Consider the following 17,130-nt stretch of genomic DNA (forward strand, 5'->3'; position numbering starts at 1 on the left):
TACGGCTCATTTGTCATGTCCCAGCTGCTGAAATACAGCTATTTGCCACAAAGTCTGCCTGGAATCCAGATTGCGCGCAAGCCTTTTACATGTCAATGAAGCTGAAATCCCCTTCTCTGCCATAAATTCAGCCCGGAATCTAAATTGCACGCAAGCCTTTTACATGTCAATGAGCCCCAAATGCTCTCCTCTGCCATAAATTCAGCTCAGAATTCAGATTGCGCACAAGCCTTTTACATGTCAATGAGGCCGAAATGTCCTCCTCTGCCATAATATCTGCTCAGAATCTAGATTGCGCGCAAGTCATTTACATGTCAATGAGGCCGAAATACCCTCTTCTGCCATAAATTCTGCTCAGGTTCCAGATTGCGCGCAAGCCTTTTACATGTCAACGAGTCCGAAATCCCCTCTTCTGCCATAAAATGCCGGCAGACGAGGATTCCCCTAATCTCGGCGCCCGCTTAGTGACCAAGCAGTTCGGAAATATGCCTGAGTCAAGGGACAGTACGCTGGGCGCCGCCCTTTGGCGCCCGGGCAGCCCTTGGCTCAGGCATATTTCCGAACTACAATGAGCGATCAGCGGGCCGATGCAGCCCATTACATGCTTCACATGTTTGTCCTTCGGCACTTCACAACCGCTTGGCACACACAAAAAGAGCGTGGCACCGATTGGTGTCACGCTCTTTAAAAATTCAATTTACTGCTGGCCCTGATTGTTGTTTGAACCGTTCAGGAAGCTGAGTGGTCCGTCAAGAGCCTGCTGTGAAGTAAGAACTCTTGCGTCTGTCATCCAGTCCTGAGATGCCGGTGCATGAGCGCTTGAAGAAGCTAGGAGTTTGATTGATGCAATGATAGTAATGATATTAGCTAAAATTGCAAATCCTGTTGTCTGAGGATCATCAAGTCTCTCGAGCATATCTTTGAACAGCTGTACCAAAAAGGCAATGTTGAGAACTGTTAATACAAGGGTAAGGATGTCTCCGACATAAGGTATATAACTAACTACATATGACAGAACTGTTACAGCAACTGCCCAAAGCTTAATAATTGAAGCAGGAGCTCTCCATCCGTAAAGGTTGATAAAGTTGCAAGGTCCGTAAGTAGCTTCTACACATGCATAGATATTTGCGAATGGAATAAAGCCCATCCATGCATTCTGATAATTGCGAACCTTGAGGTACTTGTATCTTCCGATCGCATCAACAAGATAAACAGCAACACCGATAATAAAAAGAACTACAACAAATCCTCCAAGTGCTGCAAGTACTGCATATTCGTCCATAATTTTTCCCCTTTCAAACCATAAAGTTTTTTTATACAAATATGATTATACAGGACTTTTGTACCATTAGAACAACTAAATTGGCGAATTATACTAGTTTAATTCCTCCATTACCCTTGCGAACTCGCTCAGATACTGCTCTCCATCCGCTTCTGCTATTTTTTTATTTGCTTCAATATCATCTCCGGAAAGGATTTCCGAAGACACAAACCTAAGATGCTCTGCTGCCTTCAAAGTCTTTAAAGTGATCTGCTGATAGCAGGGTCCAACGCACAAAAGCTTCATGGCCTCATCATCCGACAAATACCCGCTAGTCATGATTCCCAGAGTATCAAATATTGTATCGTTGGCAATGGGGCCCATTATCACATCATATTCAGAGAGATAGTCAGGCAGAGATCTTCTATTGGAAAAGACATATCTAAACCACTCTTCATTTCTCTCGAATTTCTTTATATTAAGACCATCCAGTTCAAGTTCATAAGTATTAACGTAAATATCAGATCCTGTCTTTTCTCTGGCCCAACGGCATGCAAATTCTCTTTTATCTGTTGTATAAAAGCCCTGGCCCAGATCTGCGTTCTTACGGCCTCTGTGAACATTAGGCTCTCTTATTTCTTCATATCCTGAGTGATATACTCTTATCATTTTGCTTACCTCCTGATTCTATCAGTAGTTACAAGCTCATTATAACATTTATAAAAATATTTACAATTTAATTGTTGACAATTTAATTGTGATATGTTAAATTAAGATCACAGCAAACGAAAACCACTAACAACTAACGATAAATAAATTACAAATTGGAGGTCAAACATATGGAATACAGATTCACAGAAGAAAATTTTGATGCAGAAGTACTCGGTAGTGATACACCCGTTCTTGTAGATTTTTACGCTGACTGGTGCGGACCTTGCAAGATGATGATGCCTGTTGTCGAGAAGATGGCAGAAACATACGAAGGCAAGGTTAAGGTCGGCAAACTCAACGTCGATGAAAACAACGCTATAGCGGCTAAATATGGCGTAATGTCTATCCCCAGTTTCATCGTATTCAAGAATGGCGAAGTACTTAACAGCTCCACAGGAGCAATGTCACAGGCTAATCTTGCAAAGATGCTTGATGACGCACTTTAATTAGCCAAACACCACTCCACATAATACAACCCTCTAAAATGGGAGTCTCTGCTAAGCAGAGGCTCCCATTTCCCTTTCACAAATCTTATAGTGACACAACTGAGCAATAATCTTTAAAAATACTGTTGATGTATGCCTTATCAAGGCCCTCTCCGATCACGATTAGTACATTTCTGCTGCTTACTATCGGAGTTGTCTTAATCTCTTTTTCCGTGGCGTTAAGCTCTGTCTGCTCATTCTCAGATATTTGAACAAAGCCCTTGATCCTGATGACATGCCCTGCTTTTGCATCGGTTAAAAGACCTTTTGCAATCTCCCTTAGCTTGTCCAAAGGCATAGCTACATCGAAATAAAAAAGCGGTGTAAACTGCTTATCCTCTATGGGGAGCTTAACGTAAGAAGCATGCCGATATCCGCAGCTGCAAAGAGCTTCAAAGTCATCCGGTGTAAACTCATCTATAGGCTTTGCCACAATGTCTTTTGACATATCAAAGCTCTTACCGCCAAACTCGTCCATGATCTTATTTACAGCATCAAGAACAGCCTTTTTGTCAGATACCATATCCAGTTTGGAAAAGACAAGCTTCCCGGCAGAGGCGATCTCAGACATGAAGATGTATCTCTCAAAATCACCGAGATCAAAAACAGCTTCTGCGTCCACCAGGGAAATGACGTTACCTATCTCGTACCACCTATCCAGTGGCTCGTCATAGAGAACATCGAAGAACTCGTCCACGTCATATATGCCCGAGGGCTCGATCAGCACTCTGTCATATCCGCTCATGCCCATGGATATCAGCTTGGTCCTGAATCGCCTTCTGTGGGCCTCCTTGCCGTCTCCTCCAACGATCATCTCGAGGTTGCAGTTATCCGAAAGAAGGTCCTGAAGCATGACCATATCGATGTTCACAGCGCCATAGTCGTTCTCTATTATGCAGATCTTCTCACCTTTTGAGATGAGGTATCCGGCATATTCCTTAATGAATGTAGTTTTTCCTGATCCGAGAAAACCCGTTATCAGATCTATCTTGACCATTTACAGACTCCTATGCATCCGCCTTTTTAATTGCCAGAAGCGTAACTACCATAAGAGCAATGCCTATTGGCAGACAGATGAGCCAGTTTCTGATAAAGCCGGCAAAGATATATGCAACCATTGAAACAATAGCAGCTGTAAGTGCATAAGGAAGCTGTGTTGAAACGTGACCGATGTGGTTGCACTGAGCTCCTGCACTTGCCATGATTGTTGTATCTGAAATAGGTGAGCAGTGATCTCCGCATACAGCGCCTGCCATACATGCAGAAATGGCAATGATCATGAGCTCGTTATTCATATCGCCACCAAATACATTAACTACGATCGGGATAAGGATTCCGAAGGTTCCCCAGGATGTACCTGTAGCGAAGGCAAGGAATGCGCCTACTGCAAATACGATTGCAGGCAGGAAGTTCATGAATGCACCGTTTCCGGCTACATTCTGCACCATTCCGGCAACATAATCAGCTGCACCGAGTGAATCAGTCATAGACTTAAGTGTCCATGCAAATGTAAGGATGAGGATGGCGGGAACCATGCTCTTAAAGCCTTCTGAAATTGTGTTCATGCACTCTGTGAAGTTGAGCACCTTGGTAGCCATGAAGAATATCTGTGTTATCAAAAGAGCTGCAACAGAACCGTAAACCAGTCCGACTGAAGCATCTGAATTTGAAAAAGCATCAATAAAGCTCTCGCCCTCAAAGAATCCGCCGGTATAGATCATGCCGATTACACAGCAGACGATGAGTGCAACGATGGGAAGTACCAGGTGAATAACCTTACCCTTTGTAGAAACAGGAGGATGGGGCTGATCTGTAGCACCGGACATACCGGGGGCAGGTTCTTCTTTTCCTGCTGCCATTTCCTTAAGCTCTTTTAAAGAATCTCTCTCAACCTTCTTCATTGGACCAAAGTCGAAATCAGCAAGAGTGAGTGTAAGCATCATTGCGATGGTTAAGATTGCATAGAAATTGTAGGGGATAGCCCTTACGAAAAGAGTCAGTCCGTTTGCCCCGTCAACGAAACCTGTAACAGCTGCTGCCCATGAGGAAATAGGTGCGATGATGCAGACAGGTGCTGCTGTTGCGTCGATAAGGTATGCGAGCTTTTCTCTTGAGATCTTGTGTTTGTCTGTGAGAGGCCTCATAACAGAACCAACTGTGAGGCAGTTGAAATAGTCATCGATGAAGATGAGAACACCAAGTAGAATTGTGGCGATCTGAGCGCCGGCCTTGGTCTTAACATGCTCTACCGCCCATTTTCCGAAGGCTGCAGAACCACCTGCACGGTTCATGAGCATAACCATACTTCCCAGAACAACCAGGAAAATGAGGATACCCACATTCCAGCTGTCAGATAGCTGTGTGATCATGCCGTCCACAAAGACGTGCTCGATGGTACCGGTGAATGAAAAGCCCGAATAGAGCATTCCGCCGACAACAATTCCGATGAAAAGAGATGAATAAACCTCTTTTGTGATAAGTGCCAAAGCGATGGCTATGATCGCCGGCAACAGTGACCAGAAGCTGTTAATAAACATATTCTTTCTCCCCCTTATATACTATATGAAAACCATTATATATCTACTGCGGTGAAATTTCTATACTTTAAAGCACTAAAATGGGAGAAGACCCTACAGTCTTCTCCCGCTATCTGCCATTTACTGATTACTGGCCCAGTATTTCTGCTGCTTCCTTCATGAGATCGATGATAGGAAGATGCTGAGGACATACGCCCTCACACTGGCCACAGGCTATACAATCAGAGGCTTTTCCGCTTCTCTGGATAAGTCCTGAGTAGAAGTTCTTGGATCTCCAGTCATCCGGGTGACGACGGAGTGTGTTGATAGTCCTGAATACATCAGGAATGCTGATCTGCATCGGGCATCCGTCGCAGCAGTACTTGCAGGCTGTACAGCCAATCTGAGGAACCTCAAGGAGCTTCTCTGTAACCTTATTAACTACTGCAAGCTCTTCTTCTGAAAGAGGCTCGAAATTCTTGAAGGTATTAAGGTTATCCTCCATCTGTGCCTCATCGGACATACCTGAAAGGATTGTCATAACGCCGGGCTGTGATGCAACAAATCTAAGAGCCCAGGAAGCAATTGAGCTTTCAGGTCTTACCGCCTTAAACATCTCCTCTGCTTCAGGTACCATCTTGGCAAGAGCTCCGCCCTTAACAGGCTCCATGATGACCATGGGGATATTTCTTGCCTTGAGGATCTCGTAAAGCTCCTGGCTTCTTACAACAGGATTTGATCTGTCCAGATAGTTGTACTGGATCTGTACAAATTCGATCTCAGGATGATTGTCGACAATCTCTGTAAGGAGCTCAGGGCTTCCGTGGAAAGAAAAACCAAAGTGCTTTATCTTGCCCTCTTCTCTCTTCTTAACGCCCCACTCAAAGCAGTTGTACTTAACATAAGTGTCGTAGTTGTTGCCTTCCTCGATGGAATGAAGAAGATAGAAGTCAAAAAAGTCTACGCCTGCTCTCTCAAGCTGTTCATTAAAGATTCTCTCAACATCCTCTTCCTTCTTGATCTCCCATGCAGGAAGCTTGGTTGCCAGTGTAAAGCTCTCTCTGGGATGGCGCTTAACAAGCGCTTCTCTTGCCTCAACTTCGCTCTTTCCGCCGTGGTAAACATAAGCTGTATCGAAGTAGGTAAGTCCTGCCTCAAGATACTTATCCACCATTCTGCACACCTGCTCATGATCGATAACACCGTCATTCTCAGGCAGTCTCATCAGTCCAAAGCCAAGCTTTGGCATCTTGCTCAGATCAATACTCATAGTCATTCTCCTTTTTTCTCTACTATCTTGACAATATTGCCAATAGACATTATAAATTAATGTATCTATTTTATGCAATTATATTGTGCTAACACGACCATTTTTTTATTTTTATAAAAGGGGATTTCAATTATGGAGTACAGGCAAAGTAAGACCGGTGAACCCATATCCATCCTTGGCTACGGATGTATGAGATTCACCACAAAGGGTGGCAGCATTGACATCGATAAGGCAGAAAAAGAGATAATGGCCGCCTACAACGCCGGTGTCAATTACTTCGATACCGCCTATGTTTATTCCGGAAGCGAAGCTGCGCTGGGCGAGATCTTAGAGCGCAACGGCATCAGAGACAAGATTAACATCGCCACCAAGCTTCCCCAATACCTTGTTGGAAGCAGAGCTGCACTGGACAGGTACTTTGATGAGGAGCTCCGTCGCCTCCGCACAGATCATGTGGACTACTATCTCATGCACCACATGACAGCCATGAACCAGTGGGACAAGCTTGAGAACGTCGGAATCAAGGACTGGATTGCCGAGAAGAAAGCTTCCGGCCAGATCAGGAACATCGGATTTTCCTATCACGGAAACACTGAAGATTTCATCGGAATCCTTGACGCCTATGACTGGGACTTCTGCCAGATCCAGTACAACTACGTTGATGAGCACTCCCAGGCAGGAAGGAAAGGTCTTTTACATGCTGCAGAGAAGAATATTCCTGTTGTGATCATGGAGCCTCTTCGCGGTGGTAAGCTTGTAAATCAGCTTCCTCAGAAGGCAAAAGACCTTATAGCTTCTCAGGACAATGGCTACACACCCGCTGAATATGGTCTTCGCTGGCTCTGGAATCAGAAAGAAGTAACCTGTGTTCTTTCAGGAATGAATTCCATAGAGATGGTAGAAGAAAACTGCAGGATCGCATCATCGGCCAAAGCAGACTCTTTTACCGAAAAAGACTTCGAAGTCATAGATAAGGTAAAACAGATAATCTCAGAGTCAGAGCTTGTGGGCTGCACCGGATGCAGATACTGCATGCCGTGTCCAAGAGGCGTAGATATTCCGGCACTGTTCAGGAGCTACAACATGACAGCTGTCGACAGCAAGTCCTCAGCAAGATTTGAGTATGCTCAGACTGTTGGTCTTAAAAAGGATCCGGCCTTTGCCACACAGTGCATCGGCTGCGGAAAGTGTGAACAGCACTGTCCACAGAGCATTCCAATCAGAGAGAAAATAAAGGAAGCCGACAGAGTTATCCGCCCGCTTCCATACAGGATCGGCATAAATATTGTGAGGAAATTTATGTTAAGAAGTTAACTATAAAACGTGGAGTAAGTCTTAATTTGCTCCACGTTTTTATGTTATAATTTTCTCTAGAGGTAAATATCATGATCAACGGTAAGAAAATTGTTGCTTTATGTACATACAGAATACATGACTCCCAGGTTTTTACCTTTATCACGGAGTTCAGTAACCTTTTAAGTAAGTTTGACTGCCGTCTTTTTATCTATGCCATAAACGCCGAGATTGGCAACAAGTGTGGCTTTCTTGCGGAAACATCCGTATATGACCTCATTCCTTTTGATAAAGTAGATGCTGTCGTCATAATGGACGAGAAAATCAAGAGCAGAGAGACTGTTCGAAAGATCATCGACAATGCAAAAAAGGCGAATGTTCCGGCCATCGTAATAGATGGTGAGTATGACGATGTGTCCACAATAAACTTCGATTACAGGAAGGGGTTTGAGACCGTTGTAAGGCATGTCATTGAAGAGCACGGGGCAAGGCGCCCTCATTTCATGGCCGGCAAGCATAACAATAAATTCTCTGACGAACGAATTGATGTTTTCAAACAGGTTCTTGCCGAGAACAACATTCCTTTCGATGACTCCATGCTAAGTTACGGAGATTTCTGGTCAGTTCCTGCAAGAGCTGCTACCGAAGAGATCATTAAAAGGGATGTTCTTCCGGATGCCATCATCTGCGCCAACGACATCATGGCCATCAACGTCTGTGATGTTCTTACCACGCACATGATCATGGTTCCCGGGGAAGTTATGGTTACTGGTTTTGACGGACTTGACGAAGCGTCCCTTGCAACCCCCGGCGTTACCACCGCCAAATGCAGCAGTGTAGATCTTGCCAAGGTTGTTATACAGGTTGTAAAAGACACTTTTGCAGGCAAAGGTTTGCAGCATCAGTCTGTTATACCTGAGTTTTTGCCCAATGAATCCTGTGGCTGTCCGCGCATGACTCCAAGCGCCATCTCCGCGGTTCACAGCTTTAACAACAGATTTTATCATCACCAGGATGACATCCATATAATGCAGGATTTCACTTCCAGGATCATAAGCAGTAACTCTCTTGAGGACTGCCTGGATTTCCTGCGAAGCCCTCTGTCGAATAATATGTGTATCATTCTTGATGCTGCCTGCCTCAACAAGGAAGTTAACTATTTCCTTGAAGATACTGACACCACAGATAAAATCCTCATTTATGACTCATATATAGATGAGGACAGAGTAACTCCTTTTGATCCGGATACCGTTGTGCCACATCTTGATGAGCTGATAGAAAAGGGATATCCTCTGATATTCAACGCCCTTGAATACATGAGCAAATCACCGGGCTATATTTGCTACTCCTTCCCAAGATACGACATGATCGATTACTCCAAGACTTCCAGTCTTACCAGCACCATCGGCATGGGTCTTGGCAGCTATATAAACATGCGCTACCAGCTCTTTATCCGTGATAAGATCCAGCGAATGTATCAGAACGACGCACTCACAGGATTCTATACAAGACTTGCCTTCTACTCCAAGTATGAGGACTTGAAGGAAAACCCGGAAAACATCGGAAAAGATGCCACGGTCATCATGGCCGATCTAAACGGCCTTAAGAAGATAAATGATAACCTTGGCCACTCGGCAGGTGATTCTGCCATAAAGGCTGTAGCAACCAGGTTAAAAGACAATTGTCCGGAGGATGCTCTGTGCCTCAGGCACGGAGGCGATGAAATGGTTGCTTTTATCATAGGTCCCTGCGATCCCGAAAAGATAAAAGCCGGCGTTGATAAAGACCTTCAGAAAGACTCCAAGGAGCTTGGCCTTAAGGTCTCAGCCGCCATAGGTTATTACGTCACAAAATTTGATAGTAATATGGACCTTAATAAGGCTATCAATGCCGCTGATGAAGAAATGTATAAAATAAAAAAGCAGTCGAGATGATCGACTGCTTTTCTTATTTAGCTTTTAAGCTCTGCCTTATTTTCATACATGCTCTTGTCCGCTCTCTTAAATACAGCGGCCACATTTTTGTCTCTGGCAAATCTGGAGGCTCCGGCTGCGATCACGACCTTTCCGGTGGTCATGTTCTTTTGATTGATCTTTGCGATCTTTTCCATATTTGCTTCCAGATTATCATAGTCTTCGCCGTCTACTATAACAGCGAACTCATCGCCTCCAAGCCTGAATACCGGGCTGTGGGTAAATGTCTTGCAGATGATCTTGCATCCGTCCTTGATATATCTGTCACCGGCCTGATGTCCCTTAGTATCATTTATGGCCTTAAGGTTATTGAGATCAAAGACTGCAATGGCAAATTCAGGACATGCACCTTCATTAATCTGATTATTGATGACCTCTTCCATATCCAGGTAGGCATGCTTATTCTTTACTCCTGTAAGCTCATCAATGTTGGCTTCTTCCCTTGCTGCCATCAGATTGAAGTTATATTCCTGTTCCTTCCTGGTCTCCCTATCAACATTTAAAATTCCCATAATGATTCGGTCTTCGGAATTCTCATGGATAAGGTTCGCTCTTATCTGGACGTATACAGGCTTTTTATCTATCATCAGCCTGTAATTAAGTGTAAAGATACCGTCTTCCTCTATGTGCCTTAGTACATTCTCCTTGTTAAGTCTGCTGCTAAAGAGCGCATAATCATCCTTGAAGATGACTTTTTCACCGGCCTTTACGGCTTTATTGAAAAAGTCAGGTCCCTGTTCCGGAGTACCTAAAGTTGCGTAGAATTCCTTGGAGCTGTACAGCGCGTATTCATCTGTCGCAGGATCAATGATGTAGATAGCCATATAATCTCCGGAAAGAGCACTGATCCTTGAATATATAAGACTCTCCTCCCTGAGCTTTTCGATGGCTTCCTTCTGTTTCATCTGGGCATCAACATTGTTAACACCAATAATGATCTCATTCTTCCTGTTTCTTATCGCAACAATCTTCATGTTAACATAAACAGGTTCACCATCTCTCATAAGCCTGTAGGTATGTGTAAAAGTGCCGTTCTCCTTAAGACTCTTTTCGATGTACTCCTTGTTGAAAACATTGAAGAACTCATCTATATCATCCTTATATAGCTGTTTCTGAGCATCCTTCTTGCATTCTTCAAAGAAGTTATTGCCGTGTCTTTCCACTGTTATTTCACTGTTATAACCATCCGGAGCATATTCTATGAAATCGCCGGTATCCATCTTTACAAAGTACATATTTACATAGTCCTCAGAAAGAGCACGGGCAATATAATTGTAGGTAAGGCCTGTATCAGCTTTAGAACCATCAGAAATAGACAGAATAACAATTGCAACTGCACTGTCACCTGTAATAGGATTGACGGCAACTCTTCTCATGAACAGCTGAATGCTTCTGCCATCTTCTGTTATATCATCTATAAAGGTTCTTCTTCCCTCTATAGCGCACTGAACGATTGCATTAAGCGTATAGTTTCCCGGAATATTCTCATATTTTCCGACATTGAATTTTCTTCTTTCAAGGCGTCCCGGGAAGGATTTATCTAAGAACTTCTTGAAGGATTCATTACATCTGCAAATGGATAATGTCTTTTCCCCAACCTCTACCAGTACCATTGGCATGGTATCAAAGTAATTTAACAGCTTATCATCATCCGACTTGGAGATAGACAGATCGTAGAGATTGACATTACCAATCTGAGCATAGTAATCCGTCTCTGCAGGATTTTCGAACATCTCTGCACTTATCGTCTCTCTCTTTTCGAATATTTCATCCAGTGAGAGCGGTTTTGCAAATAAGAAGCCCTGTAGCTTCGTACAGCCGATTTCCTTAAGGAACTCCGCCTGTTTTTCAGTCTCCACACCCTCGGCGATAGTCTCCAGTCCAAGAGCCATAGCCATTCTCACAATCTCTGTGACTATGATCCTTCCACTCCTGCTCTCATCAATCTGGCTCACAAAGAGCATATCCAGCTTAATAAGGTCAAATGGGATCTTCAGCAAAATTACAGGTGATGAATATCCACTGCCATAGTCATCCATCCACACAGTAAATCCAAGCTCTTTAAACCTTTTTATCTGAACGGTCATGTAATCAATGTCGTCTGCCAGGGCACTTTCAGTAATCTCAATGATCAGCTTATCCCTGCCAAGCCCTGATTTATCGACACGGCTTCTTATTTCCTCCACAAGATCGCAGGTATAGAAATCAGACCTGGAGAAATTGACGGATTCAGGCACCACATAAACTCCGTGTGCCATCTGTCCCTGCATCTTTTCAAGGACTTTATCAACCATGTAAAGGTCGAGCTTATATACACTGTTGGCTTCCTCAAGCACAGGAACAAAATCCTGAGGGCTTATCAGGCCTTTCTCCGGATCGATCCATCTTGCAAGAGCCTCCTCGTTACAGATATGGTCGTTGGCTGCTCTGAAGATAGGCTGATGATAAACCTGAATCCACTCTTCTTCCAGGGCTCTGTCCAGATTTTCCACGATATAGCGCTGCTTATCAAGGGCAGCGATCATGGCCTTATCAAAGTAATAGATATGGGCATCATAAGTCTTCTTGTCAGAATCGCAGGCAAGCTTGGCCCTGTCACAGGCTGCACTTATGGTGACATCGTCGCTGTCATAGTAATAGACACCGACTCTAAGAGGCATTGTTTTGCCGCCATTGATATTCTTGGACTGTTCGATGATAGTCTGGCAGACATCCTCTACACCCTCAGAATCCGTGTAGACGCAGAAGTGATCCGCGCTGAACCTACTGCAGTTATTGCTGCTGAAATGATCTATAAGGATTCTTGAAAAAGCTACCAGAAAACGGTCTCCCTCTTCCATGCCGTATTTCTGGTTGTAGCTCTTCATGCCATTAAAATCAAGGAACAAGATGACAGGTGTCCTGCCACTTTCTCTCATGACCCTGCAGCCTTCATTCGCAAGCTCAAAGTAGTTTGTCATTGAAGGGAAGCCCGTCAGATAGTCATAGCTTAAGGTTCTGTTTGCACTCCTATCCATGATGGCAATGCTAAGTGCTGATGCTATACTTCCATCTTCTTTAAATTCCGAACTTTCAACAAATGGGCCGTGGTCCGTGTACCAGCACATCTCAAGCCTTGTGCCGTCTTCTTTGTAGATATGTCTTCCGTAGGAATGAATTATCCTGTACTCACCATGAATCTTCGATCTGTAGATTACATCATAGGGATCATCATCTTCCAAAAACCTATGTGAAGCATCAGCAATAAACGCCACATCGTCGGGATGAATATCCCTGAACATGTCGTTATCCATCAGATCATAGGTGTCCTGTTTGTTTTCATATCCGTAAAAGTCCAGGAATCCCTGAGATAATAGAATGGTCACCAGACGCTTGTTTATATACTGATATACAGCAAAAGGTACGCTGGTGCTCTCCAATATTTTGAATGTCGTGCTGTCATACCGATATTTTTCCACTTAAAGCCTCCGACATTTAGATGCACATCATTATCTATATTACATTTTATCACAAACGGTAAACAGGTGACAAAATTTTAGGCAAGGTAATATATTAATATATTAAAATGTAATAAACTTATTTAGGCCGTCTTAACATGGAAACAGGGAGCGCCATGATGGCGTTCCCTGTTTCCTAAGAGAGAGAGAAAATTATGATTAAGAAGTGTTCGGTAAAATCGTAATCAATTTCTCTGCTGAGTTAAAACTCAGTCATCTATGTCAAAGCTGATGATCAGACCGGAAGCTACTTCTATCTCATATTCATACTCTACGAATCCAACTCTGAATTCTACTTCGTAAACTTCCATGCCGTCATCACGGTCTTTTTTAACTTTTGTATAAAGAGTGTCTGCCATCTCATATCCGGCATCCTTTAATGCGATCTCAAGAGCCTGGCTCTTTGTAACTCCGGATGCTACTCCTGCAACCTTCATGGGAGCTACTGTCTTAACTGCTTCAGGTGTTGCTGCAAGTGCTTTTGTTGGTGGAACGATAGGTAATACGATAACTAATGATGTAACAATTGCTGCTGCCAATGCGATAATCTTCTTCATAACTTTTTCTCCTTTTCTCTGTGCGACTTTTGTGTTGCTTGGTTTGTTTTGTTTTATCTTGATGTAATCTTATCACCGCCAATATCACACAACTGTCACACAGGTTTTGAAGAGTCAGTGAGTCAGTGGGGACGTTTCAGTTTGACTCATTTTGCCGCGCAAAATGAGTCAAACTGAAACGTCCCCACTGACTCACTGACTCTTCAAACAAAAAACCGGAGCCCGAAGGCTCCGGTAAATCAATCTTCATATCTTGAAACCATATCCAGTATCTCCTGCGTATACTTGGGATACTGTCTTGCCATATCCTCGATCTCAGCCTTGGCATTGCCGGCTACAATATCGCGGTTGTACTCCATGCGCTTTCGCAGGGACTGACGCTGTACATTGAGGCTGTGTCTTATTTCAACTTCTTCGTTGTGATCAAGAAGTGCCTCCACCTGATGGATCCAGATGTCAGGATCCTTGACTCTGAAGTGCCTAAGCATATAGACGAGGTCCTTCTGGTTGGAATCAAGAAGCCTTCTTGCATCCTCAACCTTGGCGCGCTCATTTCTCTCCTGGAGATATTTGCCGTACATGTCCGTAAGCTCTTTTGACGTATTCACACCGTACTTAAGGCACAGGTAATCTATAAGGTTCGTATTGTTGACGTATCGTATCTTGACCTGATTCTGCAGCATGATGAGCCTTGAAATGGACTTAGTGACCACCTTGAGCTCAGATGCAGCGTTGCTCTGATGGATGTACAGATATGTCACTGCCACTGCTGCAAGAAGGAATGTCACCATGTAGCCATAGACAACATTCAGTCCCAGTCCGAACTGCAGGAACAATAGGAAGATCATGATAACCACCAGTGCAATGGAGATAGCAATTATAAGCTTCCTGTCATTTTCCACCGCGGTAAGGATATCGTCCTCCTGATAAATATAGGCCTCACGCTCACTGTCCAGACGCTTTAAGTCGTTCCTTATCTTTTTCTGGTAATCTTCGGCTTCAGCAAGCTTCTTGGCGCCTTCCTTGGCATCGGACTGAAGACGTTCCATATGCTCAAACTCCGCATCCGTCATGCGGCTCTTTCGCCTGTCAAACTTATCCTGCTGCTCCTGAGACTCTAAGATCTTTTTGGCGCACTCATTGATCTCCGCCCTCTGCTCCGGCGGAAGAGCATCAATCTCCTCCATGTCACGAAGGTGCGAAGTCACATCATTGTACTCCATTTCCAGGGCGTCGAGTTCTCTTGAAGCTTCCTGCATCTGCTGCAGACAGCTCCCTATATACTCCCTTCTCTGGACCGGATCATCTATATCCACATCTTTTCGGGTATAGACGATGTCGTTCCAGTCCTGGAGCTTGGTTTCTTTTGCCCAGTCGTCGCGTTTGTCGCTGCTTTTTAAGATATCAAATAAGCCCATCACTTCACCTTATCTTTTACCAGTTCTTTGTATGTAAGTTTCATCTCATCGGTGATCTCGCCCACCTGATCATAATACTCGTGCATCTTGCTCTCAGCCTTGTACACAGCCAGGGTCCTGAGCATCAGGTTGTCCTTGCTTGATGCATAGAGCTCCTCCGCTTCCTTCATCCTGCTCTCAAGCTCCATTGATGCCTCAAAGGCTTCGTCTGAATCTGCAATAAAAGACACATACTCTTTATTCGACAGGCTCATCCTGATCGCTGCCAGATACTGCAGATAGGATTCCCTGTTCCCGCTGTCCTCGTAAGCAGATTTAAACACGGCTGCTGCCTTGTCGAACAAAAACAGCCTTGCATACATAACTCCCTCGTTGTGCTTGATATAGGCCCTGAGCTTCAGATCAATGTCCGGAGTATTATGCAAAAGAAATTCATACTCCTTGAACGCCTGTGTGAACCTGTCATTCTTCATAAGGAAATCAGCACGCTGGAGTTTCTTTTTGTAGACGTCCATGCCGGCATTGCCTCTAAGGATTTCCTCGGTCTTGTCCACCTCTTTCCTGGTGTTGTACCCTACGTAATCAAGGATGGTTCCTGCAAGTGAAGCCATGGAGCACCTCTTGGCCGCCATGCTTCTAAGTTCATCGGCAAGCTTCTGAAGACAGCACTCTGATTCGATCCAGTCAAAGAGCTCTTCATCAAAGCTATCTTCATCCAGAAGGAACGCATTCTGAACGATGCAATAGCAAAGCTCTTCGATGCAGTACACGTTTCTGCCAATCTTCTCTATGTGATATGGATTTTCTGCATATCGTCCTATGCAAAGAATTGGTTTACTCATAAACTATCACACCTCAATCGTCTGCTCCCATACTTTTCCGGTGGCCGGGAACAGCTCACCAAAGCCAAGATCCGTGACCTTGACATTTACTTCATTCACACTTCCCATGCTGAGCGCAATGCGAAGTCTTGTAGCCCTCGGAGGTCTCTTTTCAAGGCCATCCAGATATAACTGGACAATCCTCGGAGTCTTGCCTGTAAGGGGCGTTACCTCAATATTCAAGATTCCGCTGGGGTCCATGATTATATCAAAGCTTGTACCGGCCTCATACCAGTTAACACCGGCATCAAGAAGCGCGTGATAAACTTCCGTTCCGCACTTTAAAAGCTTCATTCCAAGGTTGGCCTTAAGCTTGTCCTCACCAAGGAAAACGAATCTGTTAGCATTGCCACTGGGTCGTATTCTCTCTCTTGCAGCAATGCTGGCTCCCTTGCTAAAGAGGTTGTTGCCCTGAAAAACCCTTCTGGTCCTGCAGAGGAACTCAAGGGATCTCTTTGGCCACTTCTCCCTGAAGCCGTCTCCCAAAAGGAAGATTGTTGAGATGATCTTCTCGCCGCAGACCTTCTGCATAATGGTAAGGAACTCGTCATCGAGCCTCTCACAGGTCTTGTGGAAAAGAGCTGCCTCCTTTGGAAAGCCCTCATCAAGCCACAGATCATCGAAGGTCTTAACGTCTATGGTTGCAACAACGGGTTTTGTATTGTAGTTGAGGTCCATCTCATATACAGAGAGTTCCTCATGGTCGTAGTCGCATGCAAGGACTGTGTGATGAGTAAGGTCCTCAGGCTGATAGAGCATATAGTTGTAGAAACTCTCCTCGTGGCTCTGGTAAAAGACATTTGGCGTCTTAAGCTCAAGCGCTGTTGTCACAGCATTTAAAACCTGCACCATTCTGTGGTCGAGGCTCCTGACAGTAAACATGATCGCATCCACGTTATCAAGAGAAACTTCCATGGACAGAAGGGATAAACTTCTTTTCACAAACAGGGTCAAAAGAGCTATCGGATCATACTCGGTGTTTCCCACAGCAACAGGCTTTCCTTCCTTGGCTGCTGCGATAAGTCCGCTCACCTCGTATCCGTCACCGTCATCGATGTGCCTTACGGCTTCTTTGCCGTAGAACCACTGATTTACGTCCTTCCTCTTACAAAGGATCGTGGGAATATTATAAAGTTCTGAGCCGGCCAGTACCGAGAGAGTCTCAGGCATATCTGCATCAGATGCCAGATAGCTTATCTGAGAGACCTTCTCTCCCAGATCATATCCCAGCACAAAGCGCCTTGTATCAGAATTTCCAAACAACATAA

General features: G+C 44.4%; 13 protein-coding genes. 3 read left to right on the forward strand and 10 right to left on the reverse strand.

The window, feature by feature from the left end; translation table 11 throughout:
- Nucleotides 1-697: 697 nt before the first annotated feature.
- Nucleotides 698-1,282, reverse strand: coding sequence for a hypothetical protein (locus G633_RS0115735; RefSeq protein ID WP_026520506.1), 585 nt, complete (start codon nucleotides 1,280-1,282; stop codon nucleotides 698-700).
- A gap of 93 nt (nucleotides 1,283-1,375) precedes the next feature.
- Entirely contained in the window at nucleotides 1,376-1,930 is a 555-nt protein-coding gene (locus G633_RS0115740) for a DUF3990 domain-containing protein (RefSeq protein WP_026520507.1), read from the reverse strand.
- A 170-nt stretch (nucleotides 1,931-2,100) separates the two neighbouring features.
- On the opposite strand from G633_RS0115740, the gene trxA reads away from it, so the two are divergent.
- Nucleotides 2,101-2,418: a thioredoxin gene (gene trxA / locus G633_RS0115745; protein WP_022768528.1), complete on the forward strand. Its 318-nt coding sequence runs from the start codon at nucleotides 2,101-2,103 to the stop codon at nucleotides 2,416-2,418.
- An 85-nt stretch (nucleotides 2,419-2,503) separates the two neighbouring features.
- Here trxA and G633_RS18785 read toward each other — a convergent pair whose 3' ends face one another.
- From G633_RS18785 to G633_RS0115760, 3 genes are all read right to left on the reverse strand, one after another.
- Nucleotides 2,504-3,454 (reverse strand): GTP-binding protein, encoded by a 951-nt coding sequence (locus G633_RS18785; protein ID WP_051200311.1) that lies wholly within the window; start codon nucleotides 3,452-3,454, stop codon nucleotides 2,504-2,506.
- Nucleotides 3,455-3,464: 10 nt separating this feature from the next.
- On the reverse strand, nucleotides 3,465-4,994 hold the full coding sequence (locus G633_RS0115755) for a Na+/H+ antiporter NhaC family protein (protein ID WP_035771682.1): 1,530 nt from the start codon (nucleotides 4,992-4,994) through the stop codon (nucleotides 3,465-3,467).
- 127 nt (nucleotides 4,995-5,121) lie between these two features.
- Nucleotides 5,122-6,243 (reverse strand): aldo/keto reductase, encoded by a 1,122-nt coding sequence (locus G633_RS0115760; protein WP_026520509.1) that lies wholly within the window; start codon nucleotides 6,241-6,243, stop codon nucleotides 5,122-5,124.
- Between the two features lie 132 nt (nucleotides 6,244-6,375).
- Here G633_RS0115760 and G633_RS0115765 point away from each other — a divergent pair, with 132 nt between their 5' ends.
- Both G633_RS0115765 and G633_RS0115770 read left to right on the forward strand, forming a co-directional pair.
- A complete protein-coding gene (locus G633_RS0115765; protein WP_026520510.1) occupies nucleotides 6,376-7,557 on the forward strand; it encodes an aldo/keto reductase in 1,182 nt (393 codons plus the stop codon).
- A gap of 71 nt (nucleotides 7,558-7,628) precedes the next feature.
- Nucleotides 7,629-9,470: a diguanylate cyclase gene (locus G633_RS0115770; protein ID WP_022768533.1), complete on the forward strand. Its 1,842-nt coding sequence runs from the start codon at nucleotides 7,629-7,631 to the stop codon at nucleotides 9,468-9,470.
- 17 nt (nucleotides 9,471-9,487) lie between these two features.
- Here the strand turns inward: G633_RS0115770 and G633_RS19575 are convergent, their stop codons facing one another.
- The 5 genes from G633_RS19575 to G633_RS0115795 all read right to left on the reverse strand — a co-directional run bounded on the left by G633_RS19575 (nucleotide 9,488) and on the right by G633_RS0115795 (nucleotide 17,128).
- Entirely contained in the window at nucleotides 9,488-12,967 is a 3,480-nt protein-coding gene (locus G633_RS19575) for a sensor domain-containing diguanylate cyclase (RefSeq protein ID WP_022768534.1), read from the reverse strand.
- Between the two features lie 248 nt (nucleotides 12,968-13,215).
- On the reverse strand, nucleotides 13,216-13,563 hold the full coding sequence (locus tag G633_RS19580; protein ID WP_022768535.1) for a PepSY domain-containing protein: 348 nt from the start codon (nucleotides 13,561-13,563) through the stop codon (nucleotides 13,216-13,218).
- A gap of 239 nt (nucleotides 13,564-13,802) precedes the next feature.
- Nucleotides 13,803-14,981 carry a hypothetical protein gene (locus G633_RS0115785; protein WP_026520511.1) on the reverse strand — a complete coding sequence of 393 codons (1,179 nt, stop codon included), beginning with the start codon at nucleotides 14,979-14,981 and terminating at the stop codon, nucleotides 13,803-13,805.
- Nucleotides 14,981-15,823 (reverse strand): hypothetical protein, encoded by an 843-nt coding sequence (locus G633_RS0115790; protein ID WP_026520512.1) that lies wholly within the window; start codon nucleotides 15,821-15,823, stop codon nucleotides 14,981-14,983. The genes G633_RS0115785 and G633_RS0115790 overlap by 1 nt, the downstream gene beginning before the upstream one ends.
- Before the next feature lie 6 nt (nucleotides 15,824-15,829).
- Nucleotides 15,830-17,128, reverse strand: coding sequence for a DUF5716 family protein (locus G633_RS0115795; protein ID WP_026520513.1), 1,299 nt, complete (start codon nucleotides 17,126-17,128; stop codon nucleotides 15,830-15,832).
- Between the last annotated feature and the right edge of the window lie 2 nt (nucleotides 17,129-17,130).

Source organism: Butyrivibrio sp. FCS006 (genome assembly GCF_000424525.1).
Lineage (GTDB): Bacteria > Bacillota > Clostridia > Lachnospirales > Lachnospiraceae > Butyrivibrio.

What these genes read in the sequence shown, in the direction of transcription:
- trxA (WP_022768528.1), top strand. Translation starts at nt 2,101, where the DNA reads ATGGAATACAGATTCACAGAAGAAAATTTTGATGCAGAAGTACTCGGT.
- G633_RS0115795 (WP_026520513.1), bottom strand. Translation starts at nt 17,128, where the DNA reads ATGTTGTTTGGAAATTCTGATACAAGGCGCTTTGTGCTGGGATATGAT.
- G633_RS19580 (WP_022768535.1), bottom strand. Translation starts at nt 13,563, where the DNA reads ATGAAGAAGATTATCGCATTGGCAGCAGCAATTGTTACATCATTAGTT.
- G633_RS18785 (WP_051200311.1), bottom strand. Translation starts at nt 3,454, where the DNA reads ATGGTCAAGATAGATCTGATAACGGGTTTTCTCGGATCAGGAAAAACT.
- G633_RS0115740 (WP_026520507.1), bottom strand. Translation starts at nt 1,930, where the DNA reads ATGATAAGAGTATATCACTCAGGATATGAAGAAATAAGAGAGCCTAAT.
- G633_RS0115770 (WP_022768533.1), top strand. Translation starts at nt 7,629, where the DNA reads ATGATCAACGGTAAGAAAATTGTTGCTTTATGTACATACAGAATACAT.
- G633_RS0115755 (WP_035771682.1), bottom strand. Translation starts at nt 4,994, where the DNA reads ATGTTTATTAACAGCTTCTGGTCACTGTTGCCGGCGATCATAGCCATC.
- G633_RS0115760 (WP_026520509.1), bottom strand. Translation starts at nt 6,243, where the DNA reads ATGAGTATTGATCTGAGCAAGATGCCAAAGCTTGGCTTTGGACTGATG.
- G633_RS0115735 (WP_026520506.1), bottom strand. Translation starts at nt 1,282, where the DNA reads ATGGACGAATATGCAGTACTTGCAGCACTTGGAGGATTTGTTGTAGTT.
- G633_RS0115785 (WP_026520511.1), bottom strand. Translation starts at nt 14,981, where the DNA reads ATGGGCTTATTTGATATCTTAAAAAGCAGCGACAAACGCGACGACTGG.
- G633_RS0115790 (WP_026520512.1), bottom strand. Translation starts at nt 15,823, where the DNA reads ATGAGTAAACCAATTCTTTGCATAGGACGATATGCAGAAAATCCATAT.
- G633_RS0115765 (WP_026520510.1), top strand. Translation starts at nt 6,376, where the DNA reads ATGGAGTACAGGCAAAGTAAGACCGGTGAACCCATATCCATCCTTGGC.